Origin of the sequence: Lentzea xinjiangensis, from assembly GCF_900110955.1 — a bacterium.
In the GTDB taxonomy this organism is placed as follows: domain Bacteria; phylum Actinomycetota; class Actinomycetes; order Mycobacteriales; family Pseudonocardiaceae; genus Lentzea; species Lentzea xinjiangensis.
Map to the genome: position 1 here is coordinate 114,300 of NZ_FOFR01000022.1, position 22,362 is coordinate 136,661.

Below are 22,362 nucleotides of genomic sequence, written 5' to 3' on the forward strand. Positions count from 1 at the left end.
GCTGATCCCTGCGTCACACCTGAGAAGGACGAATGCCCGCCATCCGTTGACCTTCGTGTGACGGATGTGGTGGTGATCGGCGCCGGGCAGGCGGGCCTGTCCGCCTCGTACTTCCTGCGGCGGCGCGGCGTGGACCACGTCGTGCTGGACGCGAACGACGCTCCCGGCGGCGCGTGGCTGCACCGCTGGCCGAGCTTGCGCATGCGGACCGTGCACGGCATCCACGAGCTGCCCGGCATGCCGTTCGAGCAGCCGGATCCCGACGAGCCCGCCAACGAGGCGATCCCGTCGTACTTCGCCCGCTACGAACAGCTCTTCGACCTGCCGGTGATCAGGCCGGTGAACGTCACGCAGGTCGTGGACGACGGCCCTCTGCTCAGGGTGGAGACCACCGACGGCGCCTGGACCGCCCGCGGCCTGGTCAACGCGACCGGGACGTGGCGCCGCCCGTTCTGGCCGCACTACCCCGGCCAGGAGACGTTCCGGGGACGTCAGTTGCACACCGCCGACTACCGCGGGCCGGCCGAGTTCGCCGGCAAGCGCGTCGTGGTCGTGGGCGGCGGGGCGTCCGCCACCCAGTTGCTGATGGAACTCGCTCCTGCCGCCGCGGAGACCCGCTGGGTGACGCGGCACGAACCGGTGTGGCGCGAAGGCCCGTTCACCGAGGAGTACGGGCGCTGGGTGGTGGGCATGGTCGAGGAGCGCGTCCGCCGGGGCCTGGCCCCGCGCAGCGTCGTCAGCGTGACCGGGCTGCCGCTCACCGACCAGGCGCGGGCGGCCATCGCCGCCGGCGTGCTGCACCGCAGGCCGATGTTCGACCGGATCACGCCCGCCGGGGTCGAGTGGGCCTCCGGTGAGCGCTTCGACGCCGACGTCATCCTGTGGGCCACCGGGTTCCGGCACGACCTGGACCACCTCGCGCCGTTGCACCTCCGGTCGGCCGGCGGCGGCGTCCTGGTCGACGGGACCAGGGTGGTCGCCGACCCGCGGATCCACCTCGTCGGCTACGGCCCTTCGGCGAGCACGATCGGGGCGAACCGGGCCGGCCGCAGCGCCGTCCGCGAGCTGGTGCGGTACCTCGACAGCCTCAAAGTCGCGTCGTAGCGCGCTTCTTCGCGAGGCGGGTGCCGGCGAAGACCGCCGCGGCCGCCACCGCCAGGCCCAGCACCACCTTCGAGACGACACCCACGTACCGCTCGACGAGGTGCCAGTTGTCGCCCAGCAGGTAGCCCGCGAGGATCAGGGCGGTGTTCCACATCAGGCTGCCGGCGGCCGTGTAGGCCACGAACGGGACCAGGCGCATGCGCTCGACACCCGCCGGGATCGACACCAGGCTGCGGAAGACCGGGATCATGCGGCCGAAGAAGACGGCGCGGTGGCCGTTGCGCTGGAACCAGGCCTCCGTCCTGTCCACATCGGACACCCGGACCAGCGGCACGCGGGCCGCGATGCGGCGGACGCGGTCGCGGCCCAGCGCGGAGCCGGCCCAGTACAGCAGCAGCGCACCCACCACCGAACCGAAGGTGGTCCACAGGACGGCGTCGAGCAGCGACATCTTGCCCTGGGCCGCGGTGAAACCGGCCAGTGGCAGGAACACCTCGCTCGGCAGCGGCGGGAACAGGTTTTCCAGCGCGATGGCCAGAGCCGCTCCGGGTGCGCCGGCCGTGTGCATCAGGTCGGTGACCCAGTCGACCAAGTTCATGCGGTCGACGCTACGGAGCGGGAGCTGAGAGGACATCGGGGTGATCCGCAGAAGCGGGTGGGGGTCACCCCGCCTCCGGCCAGGGGAAAACCACTAGGGGCGGCTGGCTTCCGGCCGGGTGGTCCCGCGGAAGGCTCGCGCCGGTGGTCCGCCGGGGTGCTGCCCCAGCTTTGCCCCACGACCGACGGCGTGCGATCTTCAGGGGTGCTTCCGCTGCTGGTCAGAAGCTTCTGGTGAGGTCGGGGGGACTCGAACCCCCACTGGCTGGGACCTAAACCCAGTGCCTCTGCCAATTGGGCTACGACCCCTCGGGCGGAAGCCTATCGGCCTGTCGTGTGCGCGCTCTCCCGGGGCGCACGTGGGTCACTCGACGCCGCGGTGCCGGCCGTCCACTACGGTTGCGGGCAGAACCGCTGCTAGGAGGACATGTGGCTCGCGATCCCGACACCATCCAGCGCGAGATCGAGCAGGCTCGCACCGCGCTGGTCGCCACCCTGGACGAGCTCAGCGAGCGGGCCAACCCGCAGAAGCTCGTCGAGCAGGGCAAGTCGTCCGTGCTCGAAGTGCTGAGCCGGCCCCAGGTGAAGTACACGCTGATCGCGGTCGGTGCCGTGGTCGGCTTCGCGCTCGTCCGCAAGCTGTTCCGCTAGGCGTGCACCAGCGGTAGGAGCACCTGCTCGACGACCTTCTCCACGAACGGCTCGTCGAGCGGGTCACCGGTGAGCATCAGCCGGTAGATCAGCGCAGCGCCGGCGATCTCGACGGCCATGCCGCGCGGGGCGTCCGCCTTGAGCTCGCCCCGCTCGGCGGCGCGGTCGAGGATCCCGCGCAGCACGTCGCGCTGCGAGATCAGGAACGTCTCCCGGAACGCCGCCGCGAGCTCCGGCTCGTGCGGCAGCTCGCCCACGAGTGCCTGGGCGGCCTTGCCGATCGGTCCCGAGAGGAACGCGGCGAACGACGAGAGGAACTCGCGGAGGTCCCTGGCGAGCGACCCGGTGTCCGGCGCGGCGAGGTTCTGGGTGGCCAGCTGGGTGCACGTGTCGATCACCAGGTCGAGCTTCGACTCCCAGCGGCGGTAGATCGTGGCCTTGCCCGCCCTCGCGCGGGCCGCCACGGCGTCCATGGTGAGGGCCCGGTACCCGACCTCGGCCATCACCTCGAGCGCTGCCTGACGTAACGCGTCGTCCCTGCTGGCGTCGCGAGGACGGCCCCGCTGGGGGGTCCTGCCCTCGTTGAACGCCGTTGTCGACACGGCCATGCCACCTCCTCGTACCAGGGCACGGCACGTGCGTGTCTTCCCGCCCCTTTGGCCGAACATCCTAGGCGTCCTGCCCACCCCTCAGGGTGAGCAGCACCCCGTTCGCCGTCTCGTGTCAGCCTCGGGCAAGCGTTCATCCAGGGCGCGAGGGGTCTCGTTCGGGATGGAACCGCGTTGCTGTCGGAAAGCTGAAGATGTCCGGCCGGGTCCAATCAAGACGGAGGACCTGACCGCCGGGCGAGGGCGAGCTGGGTCAGGTACCGCTTGGTGACCCGGCCGCCGTAGCGCTCGTCGACCAGCTCCCGGATGTCCGCGAGCAGCCGGTCGCGAGTGGGCAGCGCGATGTGGTTCGAGTACGTCAGGAGCAGGTCGACGTACGAATCGGTGTCGTAGGTCTGTTCCCACTCGTACCGGTGGAACCGCGGCTCCTCGAAGAGGTCGCTGTCGTCGAACTCGCGCGGGACGTCGTCGGCGGCGCTGAGCCGCAGACCGGGCGGGGTGGCCGGGTCCCAGCGCTCGTAGCACTCCTGCACGTCGGCGAAGAACTGCTCGGTGCCGCCCGCGACGTGGTGGGTGGAGATCACGGCGAGCGACCCGCCCGGCCGCAGTGCCGCGGCGCACCGGGACATCCGGGTGGCGGGGTCGAGCCAGTGGAACGCCGTCGCGGAGACGACCAGGTCGAACGGCTCCGCCGGCAGCGGCCAGACGTCGAAGTCCGCCACGACCACGTGCGCGGCGGGGGCGTGTGCCCTGGCGAGCGCGGCGAGCCGGGGGCTCAGCTCGACCGCCGTCACGTCGCCCAGCGCCGTCAGCGGCAGCGTCGCCTGACCGGTGCCGGGGCCGATCTCCAGGATCCGCCGGCCGCTCAACCGCGTGAACAGCTCAGGGGGATAGGTGGGACGTGCTCGGTGGTAGCGCACCGCGTCCTGGCCGAACGTGGTGCGCAGGCGCTCGCGGCCGGTCATCCGCCGAACTCGAGGGAGCGTGAGGGCAGCGCGTCCACGCCCTTGCGCGCGAAGCCCGCCCAGACGCTCCGCATCGTCGCGGCCAGCGCCGGGTCCGGCTCCTGCCCTGCCAGCATGCCCGCGCCCCGCCAGGCGTCCGGGTCGAACAGGAACGGCAGCTCCATGCAGTGGCACGCGCCCAGCGGCGCTCCGGCGGGCGTCCACCCGAACTCGTAGGTCGCGACCTGGCCGCCCGCCGTCGCCCAGTCCCGGGCGAGCTGACGGGCGGGCCCGGCGAAGACCAGCTCGGTCGCGATGGCCCACGCCTGCGGGTGGTCCGCCACGTACGGGCTGCCGTCGTCCCTGGTGTGGCCGATGAGCAGCTCCACCCGCGACGCCGCCGCGGCGAGGTCGGCCTCGCCCAGCACGGGGGCGAAGGGCATGTTGCCGGACGGGGTGAACCGCGGCCCCAGCTCGGCGATGGCGGCCTGCTGCGCGGCCAGCACGTCCCGCACCGGAGTCGAGGCGTCGACGGAGACGAGCTCGCGCAGGGCCTCGGTCATCGCGGCGCGCTCGGGGCTCCTGGTGCCCAGCGGGGCGCTCTGCACGATCGCGCGGTGGAACAGGCCCTCGGTGTCGGTGAGCATCAGCGCGTACACGGAGTCGGCGCCCGCGGACTGGCCGAACGCCGTCACGTTCGCCGGATCGCCCCCGAACGCCGTGATGTTGTCCCGCACCCACCGCAGCGCGACGAGCTGGTCCAGCAAGCCCAGGTTCCCCTCCAGGTAGCCGAAGACGCCGAGCCGGTAGCTGACGCTGACGACGACCACGCCTTCGGCGGCCAGCAACGAGGCGTCGTACTTCGCCGACTCACCGCTGCCGGTCACGTAGGCGCCGCCGTGGAACCAGACCATCACCGGCAGCCCGGAGGCGCCGGCCGGCGCCGTGACGCTCAACACCTGGCAGTGCTCGTCGAACGACAGGCCCTCGACCGAGTTGCCGACCACCGCGGCCAGCGCCGACGGCGGCTGGGGACAGGCGGGACCGCGGTGACCCGCGTCGATCACGCCGTCCCACGCGCACGGCTCGGGCTCGGCGAAGCGGGAAGCTGTCGCATAGCGGACACCGCGCGCACGGACGAGACCTTCGGTGGTGATCGGCACGTTCACGATCGTAGGGGCGGGTAACCGGTTCCACAGCGCCACGATTCGGCGGCAGGACCCGGCGAGGCGCACCATGCAACGGTTGGCAACTAGGTGGAGGAGGCGCCCTGTGCGGGCTACGACGATTCACGGCACCCGGGACATCCGCGTCGAGGAGGTGCCGGACGCGGCCGTCCGGGAGGGCACCGATGTCGTCGTCAGGGTCGAGCTCGCGTGCATCTGCGGCAGCGACCTCTGGGCCTACCGCGGTGTCGCCAAGCGCGAGAGCGGTCAGCGGATCGGGCACGAGTTCCTCGGCATCGTCGAGGAGGCCGGCAAGGACGTGCGGAGCGTCCAGGTCGGTGACCGGGTCATCGCGCCGTTCGTGTGGAGCGACGGCACGTGCGCGTACTGCCAGGCCGGGTTGCAGACGTCGTGCCTCAACGGCGGGTTCTGGGGCGGCAAGGGCAGCGACGGGGGCCAGGGCGAGGCCGTGCGGGTGCCGTTGGCCGACGGCACCCTCGTGCGCGTCCCCGCGGACGCGCCCCAGGAGCTCCTGCCCGCGTTCCTGAGCCTGAGCGACGTCATGGGCACCGGGCACCACGCGGCGATCGGCGCCGGGGTCGGGCCCGGCAGCACCGTCGCGGTCGTCGGTGACGGCGCGGTCGGCCTGTGCGGCGTGCTCGCGGCCAAGCGGCTGGGCGCCGAGCGGATCATCGCGCTCGGGCGGCACGAGGACCGCGCGAAGATCGCGCAGCTCTTCGGTGCCACGGACCAGGTCGCCGAACGCGGTGAGGCCGCGGTCGAGCGCGTCAAGGAGATGACCGGCGGGCTCGGCGCGTCGGCGGTGCTCGAGTGCGTCGGCACCGAGCAGTCCTGGCAGACCGCGATGGGCATCGTCCGCGACGGCGGCCGGATCGGCTACGTCGGCGTGCCGCACGAGATGCCGGGGCTGCCGCTGGGCAAGCTGTTCGGGCGCAACATCGCCATCGGTGGCGGCATCGCGCCCGCGCGGGCCTACCTGCCGGAGCTCCTGGCCGACGTGCTCGCCGGGCGGATCGACCCCGGTCCCGTGTTCGACCGGACGGTCTCGCTCGACGACATCGCCCAGGGCTACCGGGCGATGGACGAGCGCACCGCGCTGAAGGTCATCGTGAAGCCTTGACCCGCGGGGCGGTGGTGAGCACGTAGTCCTCGGCGCGCACGCGCTTGGTCCGCATCCAGTACCGCCAGGTGAAGCCCGGCCACACGGTGCGGTTCACGCCCTGCGCGTCGAGGTACCAGCTCTGGCAGCCGCCCTGGGTCCACACGCCCTTGGTGAGCTTGCCCTGGAGCTCGGAGTTGAACTCCTGCTGGGCCTCCAGCCGCACGTCCAGCTCCGCGGCGCGGTGTGTTTCCAGGAGCCGGAGGCACTGCGCGATGTACCGGATCTGCGACTCGATCATGAACACGACCGAGTTGTGGCCGAGACCGGTGTTGGGGCCCAGCAGGAAGAACAGGTTGGGGAAGCCGGAGACCGTGATGCCGTAGTAGGTCTCGATCCCCTTCTCGCGCCACTGCTTCGCGAGGTCGACGCCGCCCTTGCCCTGGATGTCCAGGTAGTCGAACGAGTCGACGACGTGGAAACCGGTGCCGTAGATGATGACGTCGACCTCGTGCTCGACGCCCGCGCTGTCCACGATGGACTTCTCGCGCACCTCGGAGATCTTGTCCGTCACCAGGTCGACGTTCGGGCGGCTCAGCGCGGGGTAGTAGTCGTTGGAGATCAGCACGCGCTTGCAGCCCATGGTGTAGCCGGGCTTCAGCTTCTCGCGCAGCTTCGGGTCCGGCACCTGCTTCTTCATATGCCGCAACGCGATTCCCTGCGCGAACTGCATGATCTTCGGGTTGACCGCGAAGCCCAGCGCCGAGGACTCGCGCACCCAGTAGACGAAGTTGCGGTAGAGCCGTTGCGTGAAGGGCAGGGCGCGGAACAGCCTCTGCTCCCGCTCGGTGATCTCGCGGTCGGCCTTGGGCATGATCCACGGCGGCGTGCGCTGGAAGATCTTCATCGAGCCGACCCGGTCCGCGATCTTCGGCACGAACTGGATCGCGGACGCGCCCGTGCCGACGACGGCGACGCGCTTGCCGGTCAGGTCGTAATCGTGGTCCCACTGCGCCGAGTGGAACGTCCTGCCGGTGAAGTTCTCGATGCCGGGCAGTTCGGGGACGTTCGGGATGTGCAGCGCGCCGACGCCCGCGACCAGCGCGGTCGCCGTGTACGTGTCGCCCTGCTCGGTCGTGACGTGCCAGCGCTTCGCCTCGTCGTCCCACCGCGCGCCGGAGACCTTGGTGTTGAAGCGGATGTGCGGCCGCAGCCGGTACTTGTCGGCGACCCGCTGCAGGTAGTCGAAGATCTCGCCCTGCCGCGCGAACATCCGCGACCACTTCGGGTTCAGCTCGAACGAGAACGAGTACATGTGCGACGGCACGTCACACGCGCAGCCGGGGTAGGAGTTGTCGCGCCACGTGCCGCCGAGGTCGGCCGCCTTCTCGAGAACCACGAAGTCGTGCTCACCGCGGCGCCTCAGCTCGACGGCCATGCCCAGGCCGGAGAAGCCGGTGCCGATGACGAGCACTTTCGTCTCTCGATGCATGGGAAGTCCCTCCGCTCACGGTGGCTACTTCACGGTAGGTTACTCGAAGTAAGTTACGAGCGGTAGACTCCGTTCGTGACTGCTCCGCGCCGCCGCATGCCCAAGGCCCAGCGCATGGCGCAGATGCTCACCGTCGCCGAGGAGATCTTCGCCGAGCAGGGGTATCTGGCCACGTCGATGGACGAGATCGCCGAACGCGTCGGCGTCTCGAAGCCGATGCTCTACGAGTACTTCGGCTCGAAGGAGGGCCTGCTCATCGGCTGCATCCACCGGGCGCGCACGGAGCTGCGCGAGAAGACGGCGGGAGCCATCGCGGGCGCCGCGAGCCCCGAGGAGTTCCTGCGGCTCGGGCTGCGCGCGTTCTTCGAGTTCATCGACGAGCACCGCAGGTCGTGGGCGCTGCTGCGGCAGGAGGCGGCCGTGGCCGTGCCGTCGGCGCAGGAAGAGGTGGAAGGCATCCGCCAGCAGCAGACGGACCTGATCGGGGCCGTGCTGGCGTCGTTCACGCCGGACATCGACCCGCTGGAGGCCGAGGCGTTCGCGGAGATCGTCGTCGGCGCGACGGAACGCCTGGCGGTGTGGATGGAGCGCAGGCCCTCGGTGGGGCCCGCGCTCGCTACCGGCTACGTGATGGCCGTGATCTGGCCGGGGGTCGCGGACCGGCTCAGGAAGCGGCCCTGACCCGCTCGGCGCGCATGGCGGTGACGGCGGGCAGGTCCAGCGGCGCGACCTTGGTGCCGGTCGCCCACTCGATCAGCAGGTCCGCGAGCTGCGGGTTGCGCGGCAGCACCGGGCCGTGCAGGTACGTGCACACGATCCGGCCCTGAACGGCGCCCTCGACGCTGCCGTCGTTGCCGGTGCCGACCTTGACGTGCGCGAGGGGACGCGCCGCCGGGCCCAGCACCGTGCGGCCCTGGTGGTTCTCGAACCCGGAGAGGACGCCGGAGAACAGGCCGCCCGCCGGCTCCGCGAGCACCTCGCCGATCGCCCGGCTGCCACCCGCGTGCGAGGTCGAGTCGATCAGGCCCATGCCGGGGTGGGTCACGTTGTCGGCACGGGTGAAGCTCTCGCCGAAGATCTGGATGCCGGCGCACACGCCCAGCACCACGGCGTTCTTCGTGACGGCGCGCTGCAGGCCGGGGTGCTCGCGCAGGTGCTTCACCGCGAGCGTCTGCGCGGTGTCCTCACCGCCGCCCACGACGTAGATGTCGCACGAGTCCGGCACCGGCTGGCCGTAGTTGATCGGCAGGATCTCGGCCTTGATCCCGCGCCACGCCATGCGCTTCTGCAGCACCACGGCGTTGCCGAAGTCGCCGTACGTGCCGAGGAGGTCCGGCAGCACGAGCGCGATCTGGACAGTCGACTCACTCATCAGCGGCAGCCCTGGCATTCAAGTCGCGGAACGCGGTGTAGTTGGCGATGACCTCGACCGCGCCCTGCGGCATCTGGTCGATGGCCTTCAGCGGGTCGGGCACGATGGTGTGCTCGACCTCGGCGTAGGTCAGGCGGACGGCGAGGTCGGTCGCGCGCTCGCCGGAGGCGATGACCGTGCGGCCCTGCAACCGCTCGAACGGGACGTCCCACAGCCAGCTCAGGTCGCGGCCGTCGGCCTCCTGGGCGTTGATCACCAGGACGGCCGGGTGGTTGGCCTCCTTGACGACCGTGAGGGTCTCGCTCCAGCCGGCCGGGTTCTTGGAGAGCAGCAGGCGCGCGCTGCGGCCGTTGCGCTGGATCGTGCGGTAGCGGCCGCTGACGTTGGAGACGCTGCGCAGCCTGCGCACCGCCTCCTCCACGGGCACACCGAGCGCGTGCGCCGCCGCGGCGGCCATGACGGCGTTGGCCTGGTTGAACTTGCCCGGCAGCGTGAGGCGCAGCTCGATCTTCCGGTGCTCCGGCGTGATCATCGCCTCGTCGGTGGTGATCCAGTTCGGGTGCGGGCGGGAGAGGTCGCAGCCCGTGCAGTGCCAGTGCTCGCCCTGCCAGCGGATCGGGTTGCCGCACCGGGGGCAGCTCGCCGAGTCGTGGTGCCAGCCGGTGCCGGTGGCGACCCAGACCACCCTCGCCGCGTTCCAGGCCGCGCTGGTGACCATCACGTCGTCGCAGTTGGCGATGATCGTGCAGTCCCGCAGCTTGGTGATCGCGTCGCGCAGCGACCGCTCGATGGTGCGGACCTCGCCGACCCGGTCGAGCTGGTCGCGCGAGAGGTTCAAGATGACCGCGACGGACGGGTTGCTGGCGCCCGCGACGGCGGGGAAGTAGCCCTCGTCGCACTCCAGCACCGCGTACGGGGCGTCCGGCTGCTTCGACAGCGCCGTGACGTGGCCGTCCGGCATGTTCGCGCCGCTGTGGTTCGTGGCGACCTCGCCCAGCGCGCCGACGGCCCGCGCCAGCATCATCGTGCTGGTGGTCTTGCCGTTGGTGCCTGTCACGACGGCGACCTGGCGGCCCTGCGTCAACCGGTTCAGCGCCTGCGGGTCGAGCTTCAGCGCCACCCGGCCGCCGATCATGCCGCCGGCGCCGAGACCCATCTTCTGGGACAGCGTGGAGCTCAGGTTGCCCAGCTTCACGGCGGCTGCGGTGCGCAGGGGGAGGCGGGCGGGGGAATCGTTCACCCCGGCGATGCTACCGGCGGCGGCGCGCGCGCCTCTGGGGTGGTTGCGATCTTCCTGGCGGGACAACGAACGCAGGGTTCCTGGCGGGCTCCACGGTGGGCGTCGGGCACCGTGGGCGGAGCCGCGTTCTCCCGTGCGGGCGGGAGCGGTGCTGGGTCCTACCGGTTCAACGCGCGCAAGGTGCGGATGAGCTCGACGGTGGGGAGCTGGCACAACTGCGCCATGTTCTCCAGCGCGGGCAGGTCGAGGTGCAGCTCCGGGGGCGCGCCCGGCGGCAGCGCGTGCAACCGTCCCGCCGCCCACCGCTTGAGCGGGACCAGCCGCGGGTCGTCGGTGGCGGCCACCGCGGCGAGGTTCAGCGCCAGGTGGCCCGCCGGGATGTCGCCGAAGAAGCGTTCGTGCACGCGGGCGAGGACTTCGTGCGCCGGGACGTCGAGGGCGTGGCAGATCTCCACCAGGCGCACGACCGAGCACTGCCGCGTGCCGAGCTCGTAGGTCGCGAGCGTCTGCAGCGAGATCTCGGTCTGCAGCCGTTTGTTCAGCTCCTTGCGGGTCCAGCCGCGCTGCTTGCGCAGGCTGCGGATCTCGTCACCGAGCACGCGCTGGTACGCCGCTGTGTCGATCTGGCCTGTCACGGATTGCACTGGTCCTCCACCCCGTGAGCGGGTCTCACGGTGATGGAAGGCGCCAGTGCTTCGCCGCTTACGCAACTTGCCGACAGATTCCCCCGAACGGGGTAGATATCTCTACTCTCGGTATCAGTTCACGCAGCGCACGCCGTCCGCGGTGATGGGTTGAGGGGCCGGCGGGTCAGCCGGTTGCTGACGCGCACCGTCCAGGACGAGCATTCCGGACCCGGTGAACCCCTGCGCCCCTGGACCCGAGTAGTCGGCCCCGAGGAAGACGCGTGCCCGGCCGGCCGGGACGTTCACGTCCTCTTCGACCTCCAGGCCGCCCAGCGCGGCCTGGACGGCTTTCGCGCCCGCCTCGCCGCCCTTGCCGTAGCGGACGACCGACGTGCTCATGGCCTCGGCGTTGCCCGTCTGGCCCGCCTTGAAGCCCTTCGCTACGAGCGACTGCAGCACCTGGCTCGCGAGCCCCGGCTGGCCCGACGCGTTGCGGACGTCGACGGTCAGCGTGGTGTTGTCGAACTTCGGGTCCGGTGCCGTGGAGGACGACGGCGGCTTGCCGAGGTTCTTGACGAAGTTCCGCACCTCGGCGGCGTCGACCTCGATGGCGGACCCGTCCTCCGCGGTCTGCAGGTCGGGGTTGCCGGTCGGGATGGTCTGGAACGTCATGTTGCCGCCCGTCAGGTCCTTCATCTGCAGGGCGAACCTGGTGATGTCCCAGCCGTCGTCGAGGACGATCGCGCCGCTGACGGCCTTGATCATGTCGTTGCGCTTGGTGCTGTCGGTGAGCACGCCCGCCGAGAGCATCTTCTTGGCGAGGCCCGCCATGAAGACCTGCTGGCGCACGACGCGGTCGAGGTCGCCCATGACCAGGCCGTGCCGCTGGCGGACGAACGCCAGCGCGTTCTTGCCCTCGATCGTCTGCTTGCCCGCCTTGAAGTTCGCGCCGGAGAAGCTGTCCCTGACGGGGGCGTTGAGGCAGACGTCGATGCCGCCGATCGCCTTGGTGATCTCGTAGAAGCCGACGAGGTTGACCTCGGCGTAGTGGTCGATCTTGGTGCCGGTCAGGTCCTGGACGGTCTCGATGAGGTTGTTCGCGCCCGCCTTGCGCGACTCCATCTCGACTTCCTGCGCGCTCTTGCCGCCGCCCTTGAGCTTCTCGGCCGCCTTGTTCTTCGCGTAGCTGTAGGCGGAGTTGATCTTGTGCTTGCCGAAGCCGCCCGCGATCTTCACGTAGGAGTCGCGCGGGAACGACACGGCGAAGGCCTTGCCGCTGTCGTTCGGGATGTGCAGCAGGATCAGCGTGTCGGTGTTGAACCCGCCGTCCTCGCTGCCACCCGCCTGCAGCTCGTTGAGGACGTTCTGCGGCAGCGGGTTGCCCTTGGAGTCGGTGCGGCTGTCCATGCCGACCAGCAGGATGTCGACCGCGCCGTCGGCGGGGCGCTCGCCCGCGTCGGCGAGGTTCAGGTTCTGCTTGGTCAGGCCGTCGGTCAGCGCGTTCAGGTTCTGCCACCCGATGCCGGTGACCAGCAGGACCGCCGCGGACAGCAGGCTGACGAAGACCTTGGCGCCGGTGGACGCGCCCCGCTTGGCCGCGCCCGGCCGGCGGGCCGCCGGCGGCTTCGGCCGCGGGCGGGGTGCGGGCGGCGGCGTCTTGACCTTGGCGGGGGTGGTGCGGACCGTCGGGCGGTCGGCGATCGGGCGCGGCCGGGGACCCGACGAGCTCGCGCGGCCGGGCTCGATGCGGCGCGGGGGCTCGCGGCGAGGCGGTTCGGCGCGGTCGGCCGGGTCCCGGCGGCCGGGTTCGCGGCGTGGCGGGTCCGCCGGGTCCCGCTTCGGCGGCACCTGCGGGCGACGGGGCTGGCCCGCCTGGGAGCGGGGGGTGGAAGCGGATCCAGAGGAAGCGGATCCAGAGGAAGCGGATCCAGAGGACGGGCGCCCAGAAGAAGGGTGTCCAGAAGAAGGGTGTCCAGAAGAAGGGCGCCCCGAGGACGGGCGCCCAGCGGAAGCTCGGCCGGAGGACCTGTTCGGTTCCCCTGGCCGCGGCGGCCGGTTGTCCACACCCACTCCTCTCGCCACTTCCGGGTACCCCGAATGGACGCGCGGGCACGCCACTCGGTTGTGCAAAGCCTGACACAGTGCGGGACGGCCTCGGATTCAGCCCCTTCACCAGCGGTTTTGTCTGTTTCGTAGACTCCTCGCCGTGTTGACGATGCAGGACGCGCTGCTCGCGCTGACCAAGTACTGGACCGACCGAGGCTGCATCGTGGTGCAGCCGTTCAACACCGAGGTCGGGGCGGGAACGCTGAACCCGGCCACCGTGCTGCGCGTGCTGGGTCCCGAGCCGTGGCGCGTGGCGTACGTCGAGCCGTCCGTGCGGCCCGACGACGCCCGTTACGGCGAGAACCCGAACCGCCTGCAGACGCACACCCAGTTCCAGGTGATCCTCAAGCCCGACCCCGGTGACCCGCAGGAGCTCTACCTCGGCTCGCTGGAGGCGCTGGGCATCGACGTGCGCGCGCACGACGTCCGGTTCGTCGAGGACAACTGGGCCTCGCCCGCGCTCGGCGCCTGGGGGCTCGGCTGGGAGGTCTGGCTGGACGGCCTGGAGATCACCCAGTTCACCTACTTCCAGCAGGCCGGCGGCATGACGCTCGACCCGGTGTCGGTGGAGATCACCTACGGCATCGAGCGGATCATGATGGCGCTGCAGGGCGTCGACCACTTCAAGAAGATCGCCTACGCGCCCGGCATCTCCTACGGCGAGGCGTTCGGCCAGGCCGAGTACGAGATGTCGCGGTACTACCTCGACGACGCGGACGTGGAGGCGAACAAGCGCCTCTTCGAGGAGTTCGCGACCGAGGCGCGGCGCATGCTCGACGCGCGCCTGCCCGTTCCGGCGCACGGCTTCGTGCTGAAGTGCTCGCACATCTTCAACGTGCTCGACGCGCGGGGAGCGATCTCCACGACCGAGCGCGCCCGCGCGTTCGGCCGGATGCGCGGCCTGGCGCGGGAGGTGGCCGCGCTGTGGGCGGAGCGCCGGGCCGAGCTCGGGCACCCGCTGGGCCTCGCAGGGGCTCCCGCTCCCGCCGCCGCGCCGTCGTCCTTCGAGGACGTCACCGCGCCGGCGACGTTGCTGTTCGAGATCGGCACCGAGGAGCTGCCGCCGCACGAGGTGCTGCGGACCGTGGACGCGGTGCGCGAGGCCGTCACCTCGAAGCTGGGCGCGACCCGGCTGACGCACGGCGAGGTGACCGTGCACGGCACGCCACGCCGGATCGTCGTGCTGGTGCCCGCCGTGTCGCCGCGTGAGCCGGACGCCGAGCGCACGGTGCGCGGTCCGCGCGTGTCCGCCGCGTTCGACGCGGACGGCAACCCGACCAAGGCGGTGCAGGGCTTCGCCCGCGGCCAGGGCGTCGACGTGTCCGCCCTCGGCCGCGTCGAGGAGAACGGCGTCGAGTTCGTGGCGCTGACCAGGACCGACGCGGGCCGCGGCGCGGTCGAGGTGCTGAGCGGGCTGCTGGCCGGGGTCGTCTCGGACCTGCGCGCCGAGAAGAACATGAAGTGGAACGACCCGAAGCTGTCGTTCACCCGCCCGATCCGCTGGCTGCTCGCGCTGCTCGGGTCGACGCCGGTGCCGGTCGCGGTGTCGTCGCTGGCGTCCGGCACGGTCACGCGCGTGCACCGCACGGCGGACGCGCCGGTCGTCGAGGTGCCCACCGCGGACGGGTACCTGGACTTCCTCGAGTCGCACGGCATCCAGGCGGACGCGGACCGGCGGTCCGCGTCGATCGTGGCCGCCGCGCAGGAGCTCGCCGCGTCGGTCGGCGGTGTCGTGGAGGTCGACGGGCTGCTGGACGAGGTGACGAACCTGGTGGAGTGGCCGACGCCGATCCTCGGCTCGTTCGAGGAGCGGTACCTGGAGCTGCCGGGGCAGATCCTCACGACCGTGATGCGCAAGCACCAGCGCTACCTGCCGGTCCGCTCGTCTGACGGCGCGCTGCTGCCGCACTTCGTGGCGGTGGCGAACGGGGCCGTCGACGCGGACCTGGTGCGGGCGGGCAACGAGGCCGTGCTGCGGGCGCGGTACGAGGACGCGGCCTTCTTCTGGCGGGCGGACCTCAAGACGCCGCTGGAGGAGATGAAGGCGGGCCTCGCGAAGCTCACGTTCGCGGACAAGCTCGGTTCGATGGCCGACCGCGCCGGCCGGATCGCCGCGCTGGCCGGCCGTTTCGCCGGTGTGGTGGACGTCGACCGCGAGACGCTCGACCGCGCGGGCGCGCTGGCCAAGTTCGACCTCGGCTCGCAGATGGTGATCGAGCTGTCCTCGCTCGCCGGTGTGATGGCGCGCGAGTACGCGGAACGGGCGGGCGAGCCGCCGGAGGTCGCGCAGGCGCTGTGGGAGATGGAGCTCCCGCGTTCGGCCGGTGACGCGCTGCCGTCGTCGGTGCCCGGCGCGCTGCTCTCGCTGGCGGACCGGTTCGACCTGCTGGCCGGCCTGTTCGGCATCGGCGCGCAGCCGACCGGGAGCTCGGACCCGTTCGGCCTGCGCCGTGCGGCCCTCGGCGCGGTGGCGGTGCTGCGGGCGTTCCCCGGCCTGCGGGAGATCACCCTGCCGGTGGCGCTGTCCCTGGCGGCCGAGGGGCTCGAGGTGTCCGCGGAGGCGCTGGAGACCGCGCGGGAGTTCGCGGTGCGGCGCTACGAGCAGGCGTTGCTCGACGCCGGTCACGAGCACCGGTTCGTCCAGGCCGTGCTGCCGCTGGCCGACTCGCCGGTGCTGGCCGACGAGACGCTGGCGGAGCTGGAGGCGCTGGCGGGCCGGGAGGACTTCGACTCGCTCGTGGCCGCCCTGCAGCGGGTGCGGCGGATCGTTCCCGCCTCCGCCGAGGCCTCCTACGACCCCGCGCTGCTGACCGAGCCGGCGGAAGTGGCCCTGCACCGGGCTTTCGACGGTGTCCAGGGGGAGGTCACCGGCCTGGCCGCGTTCTTCGCCGCGGCCGGCGGGCTGACCGGGCCGATCAACACGTTCTTCGACGAGGTGCTGGTGATGGCCGAGGACGAGGCGGTGAAGGCCGCGCGGCTCGGGCTGCTGGCGTCGATCCGCGACTTCGCGGCGCCGGTGCTGGACTGGAACCGGCTGTAGGACCCGGCAACGGCGGAGGAGGGCGTTCCGGGACGGGGACGCCCTCCTCGGCGTTTCCGCAGCTATTCGGCCGCTGAGCGGGGTTCAGCGGCGCACCGGGTGTCGTTCGGGCGCGGTCCGCCCAGCAGGTAGGCGGTCACCGCGTCGTTGGCGCACTTGTTCTTGCCGATCACGTAAGTCCCGTGGCCACCCTGGTCGACGGTGATCATCGCCGCCCGGTCCCCGAACGCCCGGCGCGTCGTGCGAGCGCCGGCCAGCGGCGTGGCGGGATCCCGCTCGTTCTGCGCCATCAGCACGTTGGCCGGTCCGCGGCCGGACGGCCGCACCTGCTTCTCCACCGGCTTCGGCCAGAACGCGCACGGGTAGATGTTGGCCGCCGCCGCGCCGAACATCGGGTAGCGGACGCGGTCCACCGCGACGTTGCGCTCGTAGGCCCGTACCGACGACGGCCATTCGGAGTCGCCGCAGATCACGTGCAACCGGCCGGAGAGCAGGTTCTCGACGCGCGGGACGACCGGCGTCTCCTCGGGCGGCAGTGGCGCGCCGGTGTCGAGCGCCTTCCACCGCGCTGCCATCTTCGCGAACGCCGCGTCGCCGGTGGCGTAGAGGCCCGTGAACGTCAGGAGCCGGAACACCTGGCCGTCGACGCCCTCGGGCGACGGCTTCGCGTCGAGCCGGGCGGCGAGGTCGAAGTACTTGGCGCGCACCTGGTCCGGCGTCGAGCCGAGGCCGTGCTCCGGGTGCGCCGCCGCCCACTTCGCGAAGTCCGGGAACGTGTCCTCCACGCCGCGGGCGAACATGCGGCCGCCCTCGACGTCCCAGCCGCCCGCGCCGAGGTTGCTGTCGATCACGACGCGGTCGCTGGTCTTCGGGAACAGGGTGGCGTAGACGGAGCCGAGGTAGCTGCCGTACGAGTACCCGAGGAACGACGCCTTCTCCTCGCCCAGCGCGGTGCGGACGCTGTCCAGGTCGCGGGCGATGTTCGCGGTCGTGTTGTGCGGCAGCTCGTCGGCGGTCGACGACCTGAGGCACTGCTCCGCGATCTTCTCCACCTCCTCGGCGCGCTTGCGCACGTCAGCGGGAGTCACGGCGTAGGGAGGGACGCTGCCCAAGGCCATCTGCTCGTCCGTCAGGTCGCACGTCGCCGGCGAGCTGTAACCGATGCCGCGCGGGTCCATGCCGATCACGTCGTAGGCGTCCAGCACGCTCTGCGGCATGCCCAGGGCCTTGAGCAGGAACGGGAACGTGAGCCCCTCGCTCGGGCCACCGGGGTTCGTGAACAGGATGCCCCGGCGCTTCTCCCGGTTCTCGCTGGCGAGCCGCGAGATCATCACCTCGGTCTTGCGGCCGCGGGGCTCGCGGTAGTCGAGCGGCACGCTGAGCGTCCCGCACTCGAGGCCCGGCGACGCCACGTCCGCCGGGCAGGCGACCCACCTCACCTCCGGTGCGGCGGGTGCCGCCGTCGCCACCCCCGGCAATACCAGCGCCGCGGTGGCGGTCACGACCGCGGTCAAGGACAACCATTTTCGCATTTGCAAATACCCTTCCGGGGGCGCGCCCTCGGCACGCCGGATCAGTGGGAAATCAGGTGGTCATGCGGACCAGGACGTCGAGCTGCGCCTTGGTGTAGAGCTCGACCATGGCACCGCCGATCGTCTGCGCCACGAACTCCGCCCTGTACGGCGAAGTGCTGTACATGCTGGCCGGATCGGGGAACGCGGCCCGCATCTCCGCTACGTACGGGTGCACGCGCATGCGGTCCGCCAGGCTCTGGCGGGTCTCCTCGTCCGCGTCCTCCGGCAGTTCGTCGAACTCCACGAACAGGGGGTCCCGCGAGTAGCGCGTCAGCAGGTCGGTGTAGGAGGACAACGCCTCCGGCCCGAGCAGCTGCGCCAGCACGACGGTGAACGCGCGGTCCTGCGGTGAGAGCTCCACGTTCGCGAGCGCCGCCGCGATGTCCGGTGGCAGATCGGTCGGCGTCTCCTGCCGCAGGACCACCGCGAGCTCCGCGCGTGCCAGCCGCAGCCGCTCGATCCGCGCGGCGAGCTCGGCGTCGAGCTCGCGCAACGCCTCGCGGGGGTGCTCGTCCCCGTCACCCAGGTCCGCGATCTGGGTCAGCGACCGCCCGAGCTCGGTGAGGCGCTTGATCCTCAGCACCCGCACGAGGTGGGTCACGCCGTAGCTCTTGTAGCCGTTGGCCCTGCGTTCCGGCTGCGGCAGCAGGCCCACGTCGTGGTAGTGCCGGATCGTGCGCAGGGTGGTCCCGGCGAGGTCGGCCAGCTGACTGGTGCTCCACCCCGGCACGTTGCCTCCCTGCCCTCGGCGCCCCTTGACACGTCCCAGTGGAAACCATGCCGCTGCGGCACGGTCAAGGAACGTCGTGAGGTCGAGACGAAGGTGGGGCGGGCGGTCGACTTTCGTCGCACGCAAAAGGCTCCCGGCCGAGACGACCGGGAGCCCTCCGCTGTCCAACCGGGACTTACAGGAACTGGCCGCCGCGGGTGACGGCGCCGTAGGCGTCCACGATGCCGTGACCGTAGAAGCCGTTGAACTTCGCGTCACCCTCGCAGGTGGCGTCGAACTCGGCCGAGCGACCCACGTTCACGTACGAGACGGTGCGCGGGTTCGGGCAGGCGCGCTGGATCGCGGTCTTGTAGAGCACCTTCTCGACCTTGTCGGGGTCGAGGGTCAGACCGGGGTTCTTCTTGTCCTTCTTGCCGTACTGGCTCACGACCAGCGCGGCGACACCGGCGGCGTGCGGGGCGGCCATCGAGGTGCCCTGCAGGAACTGGTAGTAGCCCACCTTGTCGCCCTGCGCGGCCTTCTTCACGCCCGCGTCGAGGCCCTTCTGCGTGACGTTGCCGGCCTCGTCGACGTTGCCCTCGGCGATGGCGACGTTGCGCGGGTAGGTCGACAGGATCATGTTCTCGTTGGTGCGGTACCACGGCGTGCCGAAGTAGTCGCGGAAGTAGCCGCCGGGAGCCGAGATCGCGGTCTGCTCGAGGCCGTAGTTCGAGTAGTCGGCCTTGGCGGTCGACGGGCCCAGGGACGACACCGAGATCACGTGGTCGCCCTCGGTCGGCAGGTTGAGGCAGGTGGCGTTGTCGACCGGCCGCGGACGGGCGTGGCCAGGCGGGTAGTTCGGGCTCTGCACGTCCTGGCGCGGCTTGCCCAGGTCCTCGTGGTTGTTGCCCGCGGCACCGATCAGCGTGACGCCCTTGCGGTGCGCGTAGTTCAGCGCGCGCTGCACGGACGCGATGATCGTGCGCTGCTCCAGCTGCTCCTCGGCGGAGGCCGTGGGGTCGTTGAGGCAGTTCATGTACCACGGGTCGACGTAGAACGACATGTTGATCACGTCGAGGCCGATGTCGGCGCCGTAGGTCAGGGCGTCGACGACGGGCTGCAGGAAGAACGAGCCCGCGTCCTGCCCGCCGCGGATGTTCACCAGCGACACGTTCGGCGCGACACCGGAGATGCCGAAGCCGTTGGCCGCGGCGCCGATGGTGCCCGCGACGTGCGTGCCGTGGCCGCCGTCGTCCCAGTTCGCCGGGTCGACGCAACCGCGGAACTCGCACGGGCCGTCGAACTCGCCACCGTCGGCGTCGTTCGGGATGTCGACGGTGAAGTTGCGCGACAGCTCGTTGTTGAAGTTCGGCGCGATGTCCGGGTGCGAACCGTCCACACCGGTGTCGAGGATTCCGACGTACACCCGCTTGTCACCGGCCTGCTTGGCCCGCGCGATGTTCGAGCGGACGAGGTTCAGGCCCCACAGGTCGCCGTCGAGCGGGTCCATGCCGGCGGTCGACTGCGCCGCCGCGGGAGCCTTGTTCGCCTTCTCGGCCCGGTTCTCCTTCTCGACGTCGTCCCGCTCGGCCTTCCCGGCCTTCCCGGCCTTCGCCGCCGGGGCGTGACCGATCGGCTTGGACCTCGCCGCGCCGACGATCTCGTTCGAGGCGGAGACCTTCTCCACGAACCCGGTCGCGGGCGCCTTGACGGTCAGCAGGCCGATGGCGTCGTTGTTCCGCACCACCTCGCCGCCCGCCGCGTGCACGGCGTCGATCGCGAAGTCGCGGTTGCCGGGGCTTTCCAGCAGGACGGTGTACTCCGTGTCCTTCTGCTGCCCCGCGGTCGAGGCAGGCGCCGCCCCCGCCGCCGAAGTACCCGCGGCGACCAGCGACACCGTTGCCGCCACCGCCATCACGGTTCTGCGCGTTCTCACCTAGCTGTCTCCTCACACCCGGTCAGGGCTGGATCCAACGACATGGGGCGGCCCCCGATTGCCGCCCAAGTCCGACAGACTGGCACGAAAATCGCCCGAACATCAGCGCCTTTCGTACGGAATCGAACTGTAGTCGAACGAAAGCGGAGCGTGATGTTATGATAAGAAATCTTGACTTAACAACTCGCAAGCGATGAACTCCGCGTTTATGCGAAGACGGGTAATGGCAACGTCGGCGTGCCTGCTCTTTCTCCTCTCTGCCTGCGGTGACGCAGGTCAGGGTGCTCCGACGCTGCCCGCGCGTGGCCCCAAACCAATCGTCGGGGTAATCCTTCCCGACCGAACGAGTTCCACGCGCTGGGAGGAACAAGATCGCCCGCTGTTGACCCAGGCGTTCAACTACGCGGACATCGAACCGTTCATCGAGAACGCCAACGGCGACGAGGCGAAGTTCGTCCAGATCGCCGACGAGATGATCCGGCGCAAGGTGAAGGTCCTGGTGATCACGCCGCTGTCGGCGGCCGGGGGCCTCGCGGTGCAGAAGAAGGCGAAGGCCGCGAACATCCCGGTCATCGACTACGACCGCGTGACGCTCGGCGGCCAGGCGGAGTACCACGTGGGCTTCGACAGCGTGAACGTCGGCCAGCTCCAGGCCGACGGCCTGCTGTCCTGCCTCGGTGACCGGCCCGGTGCCCAGATCATCGAGATCGAGGGCGCTCCGACCGACCACAACGCCACGCTCTTCACCCAGGGCCAGAAGTCGCGGCTGTCCTCGAAGTACGACAGCGGCGCGCTCAGGCTCGTGAAGTCCCAGCCGGTCGCCGACTGGAAACCCGAGCTCGGCGCCGAGCTGTTCGAGCAGATCCTGAACGAGAACGGCGGCAAGGTCGACGGCGTGGTCGCGGCCAACGACGGACTGGCCGGTGCGGTCATCGGCGTGCTCAAGAAGAAGAACCTGGCGGGCAAGGTCCCGGTCACCGGCCAGGACGCCACTGTGGACGGTCTGCGGGCCGTGCTGCGCGGCGACCAGTGCATCACCGTCTACAAGCCGGTGCGGGACGAGGCGGAGGCCGCGGCCCGGCTGGCCATCGCGGTCGCCCGCGGCGACCTGGAGGGTGCCGACGACCTCGCCACCGGCAACCTGCGGGACCCCGTCGCGCGGCGCGACGTCAAGTCGGTGCTGCTCGGCGCGACGCTGATCAGGAAGGACACCGTCCGGACGCTGGTCACCGAGGGCATCGTCAAGCCCGCGGAGCTGTGCACCGGCGACGTCGCCCCTGCCTGTGCCGCGCAGGACATCCTCGGGGGGTGATGAGGCCCCGTCACGGCCTGTCGTGATCCGGCAGGTCGTGACGTCCCGAGATGAACTCCTGCACGGCGATCTTCGCCTTGATGATCGGCTGCCGCAGCCGCGCCTCCCGCCGGTAGGCGCGGGAGAGCTTGCGCGAGCCGTCCGGGTAGCGCCAGCGCGCCCACGGCGAGCCCGGCCTGGCCAGCCGCACCGCGCCGACCGCGGGCACGACCGGCACCAGCAGGCCGAGCAGTCCGGTCCAGATCTTGCCCTTGAGCAGCGCCACGATCGCGAAGCACAGGTTCACGCCGATGGCGACCAGCCGGAGCGTGAACGTGTCGCTCGGCGTCGTCTCCGGGTTGAGCTGCAGCACCTCGTCGTAGCCGAGCGGCCGGGCGCCCAGCAGGAACAGGCCGGTGAGACCCACGGCGAGGAACACGGCGTCCACGGACAGCCGGCCGGCCTTCATCCAGTACACGTCCCGCAGGTGCAGGATCAGCGCGAACTCGTCGAGCACCAGCGCCGCGCCCACCCCGAGGCCCGCCGCCGCGGCGCACCGGGCGCCGTAGAGGTCGTCCGGGATGAGCAGGCCGGTGACGCTCGACAGGAGCAGCAGCACGGTGCCGAACACGACGTGATGCACGTGCGTGTCGCCGTGCACGATGTTCCGCGGCCACCACCGCACCTTCGCCCTGATCATGCGCACGCTTATGCGGATGAACACGAACGTGGTCACCAAGCCGATGAAGAAGAAGAGCAGTCGTTCGCTGCCGGTCAAGCACGGCC

The 22,362-nt window shown here is 70.9% G+C and carries 19 protein-coding genes and 1 tRNA gene; 6 read left to right on the forward strand and 14 right to left on the reverse strand.

Annotated features, from left to right (window positions below):
* Positions 1-57: 57 nt before the first annotated feature.
* Entirely contained in the window at positions 58-1,104 is a 1,047-nt protein-coding gene (locus tag BMW88_RS33980) for an FAD-dependent oxidoreductase (protein WP_089959005.1), read from the forward strand.
* Here BMW88_RS33980 and BMW88_RS33985 read toward each other — a convergent pair.
* Positions 1,088-1,702 carry a DedA family protein gene (locus BMW88_RS33985; RefSeq protein WP_245778234.1) on the reverse strand — a complete coding sequence of 205 codons (615 nt, stop codon included), beginning with the start codon at positions 1,700-1,702 and terminating at the stop codon, positions 1,088-1,090. The genes BMW88_RS33980 and BMW88_RS33985 overlap by 17 nt on opposite strands.
* A 231-nt stretch (positions 1,703-1,933) precedes the next feature.
* Positions 1,934-2,010, reverse strand: a tRNA-Leu gene (locus BMW88_RS33990).
* Between the two features lie 120 nt (positions 2,011-2,130).
* Between BMW88_RS33990 and BMW88_RS33995 the strand changes: the two genes are divergently transcribed.
* The gene (locus tag BMW88_RS33995; RefSeq protein WP_089959011.1) at positions 2,131-2,352 is read left to right on the forward strand and encodes a DUF3618 domain-containing protein; all 222 of its coding nucleotides are present in this window, start codon (positions 2,131-2,133) and stop codon (positions 2,350-2,352) included.
* Here the strand turns inward: BMW88_RS33995 and BMW88_RS34000 are convergent.
* The 3 genes from BMW88_RS34000 to BMW88_RS34010 form a co-directional block, all read right to left on the reverse strand.
* Positions 2,349-2,960, reverse strand: coding sequence for a TetR/AcrR family transcriptional regulator (locus BMW88_RS34000; protein WP_245778235.1), 612 nt, complete (start codon positions 2,958-2,960; stop codon positions 2,349-2,351). The two genes, BMW88_RS33995 and BMW88_RS34000, sit on opposite strands and share 4 nt — an antisense overlap.
* A gap of 212 nt (positions 2,961-3,172) precedes the next feature.
* Complete coding sequence (locus tag BMW88_RS34005) at positions 3,173-3,925, reverse strand: class I SAM-dependent methyltransferase (RefSeq protein WP_089959013.1); 753 nt, start codon at positions 3,923-3,925, stop codon at positions 3,173-3,175.
* The gene (locus tag BMW88_RS34010) at positions 3,922-5,067 is read right to left on the reverse strand and encodes a carboxylesterase family protein (protein ID WP_218148307.1); all 1,146 of its coding nucleotides are present in this window, start codon (positions 5,065-5,067) and stop codon (positions 3,922-3,924) included. The genes BMW88_RS34005 and BMW88_RS34010 overlap by 4 nt, the downstream gene beginning before the upstream one ends.
* A gap of 109 nt (positions 5,068-5,176) precedes the next feature.
* On the opposite strand from BMW88_RS34010, the gene BMW88_RS34015 reads away from it, so the two are divergent.
* Positions 5,177-6,211, forward strand: coding sequence for a zinc-dependent alcohol dehydrogenase family protein (locus BMW88_RS34015; protein WP_089959017.1), 1,035 nt, complete (start codon positions 5,177-5,179; stop codon positions 6,209-6,211).
* On the opposite strand, the gene BMW88_RS34020 is transcribed toward BMW88_RS34015, so the two are convergent.
* Positions 6,195-7,682, reverse strand: coding sequence for a flavin-containing monooxygenase (locus BMW88_RS34020; protein ID WP_089959020.1), 1,488 nt, complete (start codon positions 7,680-7,682; stop codon positions 6,195-6,197). The genes BMW88_RS34015 and BMW88_RS34020 overlap by 17 nt on opposite strands.
* Positions 7,683-7,796: 114 nt before the next feature.
* Here BMW88_RS34020 and BMW88_RS34025 point away from each other — a divergent pair, with 114 nt between their 5' ends.
* Entirely contained in the window at positions 7,797-8,363 is a 567-nt protein-coding gene (locus BMW88_RS34025; RefSeq protein WP_089959095.1) for a TetR/AcrR family transcriptional regulator, read from the forward strand.
* On the opposite strand, the gene BMW88_RS34030 is transcribed toward BMW88_RS34025, so the two are convergent.
* The 4 genes from BMW88_RS34030 to BMW88_RS34045 form a co-directional block, all read right to left on the reverse strand.
* Complete coding sequence (locus BMW88_RS34030; protein WP_089959022.1) at positions 8,347-9,054, reverse strand: type 1 glutamine amidotransferase; 708 nt, start codon at positions 9,052-9,054, stop codon at positions 8,347-8,349. The genes BMW88_RS34025 and BMW88_RS34030 overlap by 17 nt on opposite strands.
* Positions 9,047-10,294: a MurT ligase domain-containing protein gene (locus BMW88_RS34035; RefSeq protein ID WP_245778236.1), complete on the reverse strand. Its 1,248-nt coding sequence runs from the start codon at positions 10,292-10,294 to the stop codon at positions 9,047-9,049. The genes BMW88_RS34030 and BMW88_RS34035 overlap by 8 nt, the downstream gene beginning before the upstream one ends.
* Positions 10,295-10,452: 158 nt before the next feature.
* The gene (locus tag BMW88_RS34040; protein WP_245778237.1) at positions 10,453-10,938 is read right to left on the reverse strand and encodes a helix-turn-helix domain-containing protein; all 486 of its coding nucleotides are present in this window, start codon (positions 10,936-10,938) and stop codon (positions 10,453-10,455) included.
* Between the two features lie 114 nt (positions 10,939-11,052).
* Entirely contained in the window at positions 11,053-12,768 is a 1,716-nt protein-coding gene (locus BMW88_RS34045) for an LCP family protein (RefSeq protein WP_089959024.1), read from the reverse strand.
* Between the two features lie 367 nt (positions 12,769-13,135).
* Between BMW88_RS34045 and BMW88_RS34050 the strand changes: the two genes are divergently transcribed.
* Positions 13,136-16,066, forward strand: coding sequence for a glycine--tRNA ligase (locus BMW88_RS34050; protein WP_089959102.1), 2,931 nt, complete (start codon positions 13,136-13,138; stop codon positions 16,064-16,066).
* 62 nt (positions 16,067-16,128) lie between these two features.
* Here the strand turns inward: BMW88_RS34050 and BMW88_RS34055 are convergent, their stop codons facing one another.
* The 3 genes from BMW88_RS34055 to BMW88_RS34065 form a co-directional block, all read right to left on the reverse strand.
* Positions 16,129-17,598, reverse strand: coding sequence for an alpha/beta hydrolase (locus BMW88_RS34055; protein WP_089959025.1), 1,470 nt, complete (start codon positions 17,596-17,598; stop codon positions 16,129-16,131).
* A gap of 52 nt (positions 17,599-17,650) precedes the next feature.
* Positions 17,651-18,370, reverse strand: coding sequence for a MerR family transcriptional regulator (locus BMW88_RS34060; RefSeq protein WP_089959027.1), 720 nt, complete (start codon positions 18,368-18,370; stop codon positions 17,651-17,653).
* A 175-nt stretch (positions 18,371-18,545) separates the two neighbouring features.
* Complete coding sequence (locus BMW88_RS34065; protein ID WP_089959029.1) at positions 18,546-20,264, reverse strand: S8 family serine peptidase; 1,719 nt, start codon at positions 20,262-20,264, stop codon at positions 18,546-18,548.
* 229 nt (positions 20,265-20,493) lie between these two features.
* Between BMW88_RS34065 and BMW88_RS34070 the strand changes: the two genes are divergently transcribed.
* Positions 20,494-21,597, forward strand: coding sequence for a sugar ABC transporter substrate-binding protein (locus BMW88_RS34070; protein WP_089959031.1), 1,104 nt, complete (start codon positions 20,494-20,496; stop codon positions 21,595-21,597).
* A gap of 10 nt (positions 21,598-21,607) precedes the next feature.
* On the opposite strand, the gene BMW88_RS34075 is transcribed toward BMW88_RS34070, so the two are convergent.
* Positions 21,608-22,354, reverse strand: a complete 747-nt coding sequence (locus BMW88_RS34075) for a hypothetical protein (RefSeq protein ID WP_089959033.1) — start codon at positions 22,352-22,354, stop codon at positions 21,608-21,610.
* Positions 22,355-22,362: the final 8 nt, after the last annotated feature.

Coding starts and splice junctions, on each gene's coding strand:
- BMW88_RS33985 (WP_245778234.1), bottom strand. CDS start 1,702: ATGAACTTGGTCGACTGGGTCACCGACCTGATGCACACGGCCGGCGCA.
- BMW88_RS34000 (WP_245778235.1), bottom strand. CDS start 2,960: ATGGCCGTGTCGACAACGGCGTTCAACGAGGGCAGGACCCCCCAGCGG.
- BMW88_RS34005 (WP_089959013.1), bottom strand. CDS start 3,925: ATGACCGGCCGCGAGCGCCTGCGCACCACGTTCGGCCAGGACGCGGTG.
- BMW88_RS34020 (WP_089959020.1), bottom strand. CDS start 7,682: ATGCATCGAGAGACGAAAGTGCTCGTCATCGGCACCGGCTTCTCCGGC.
- BMW88_RS34025 (WP_089959095.1), top strand. CDS start 7,797: ATGGCGCAGATGCTCACCGTCGCCGAGGAGATCTTCGCCGAGCAGGGG.
- BMW88_RS34030 (WP_089959022.1), bottom strand. CDS start 9,054: ATGAGTGAGTCGACTGTCCAGATCGCGCTCGTGCTGCCGGACCTCCTC.
- BMW88_RS34050 (WP_089959102.1), top strand. CDS start 13,136: ATGCAGGACGCGCTGCTCGCGCTGACCAAGTACTGGACCGACCGAGGC.
- BMW88_RS34055 (WP_089959025.1), bottom strand. CDS start 17,598: ATGCGAAAATGGTTGTCCTTGACCGCGGTCGTGACCGCCACCGCGGCG.
- BMW88_RS34065 (WP_089959029.1), bottom strand. CDS start 20,264: ATGGCGGTGGCGGCAACGGTGTCGCTGGTCGCCGCGGGTACTTCGGCG.
- BMW88_RS34070 (WP_089959031.1), top strand. CDS start 20,494: ATGCGAAGACGGGTAATGGCAACGTCGGCGTGCCTGCTCTTTCTCCTC.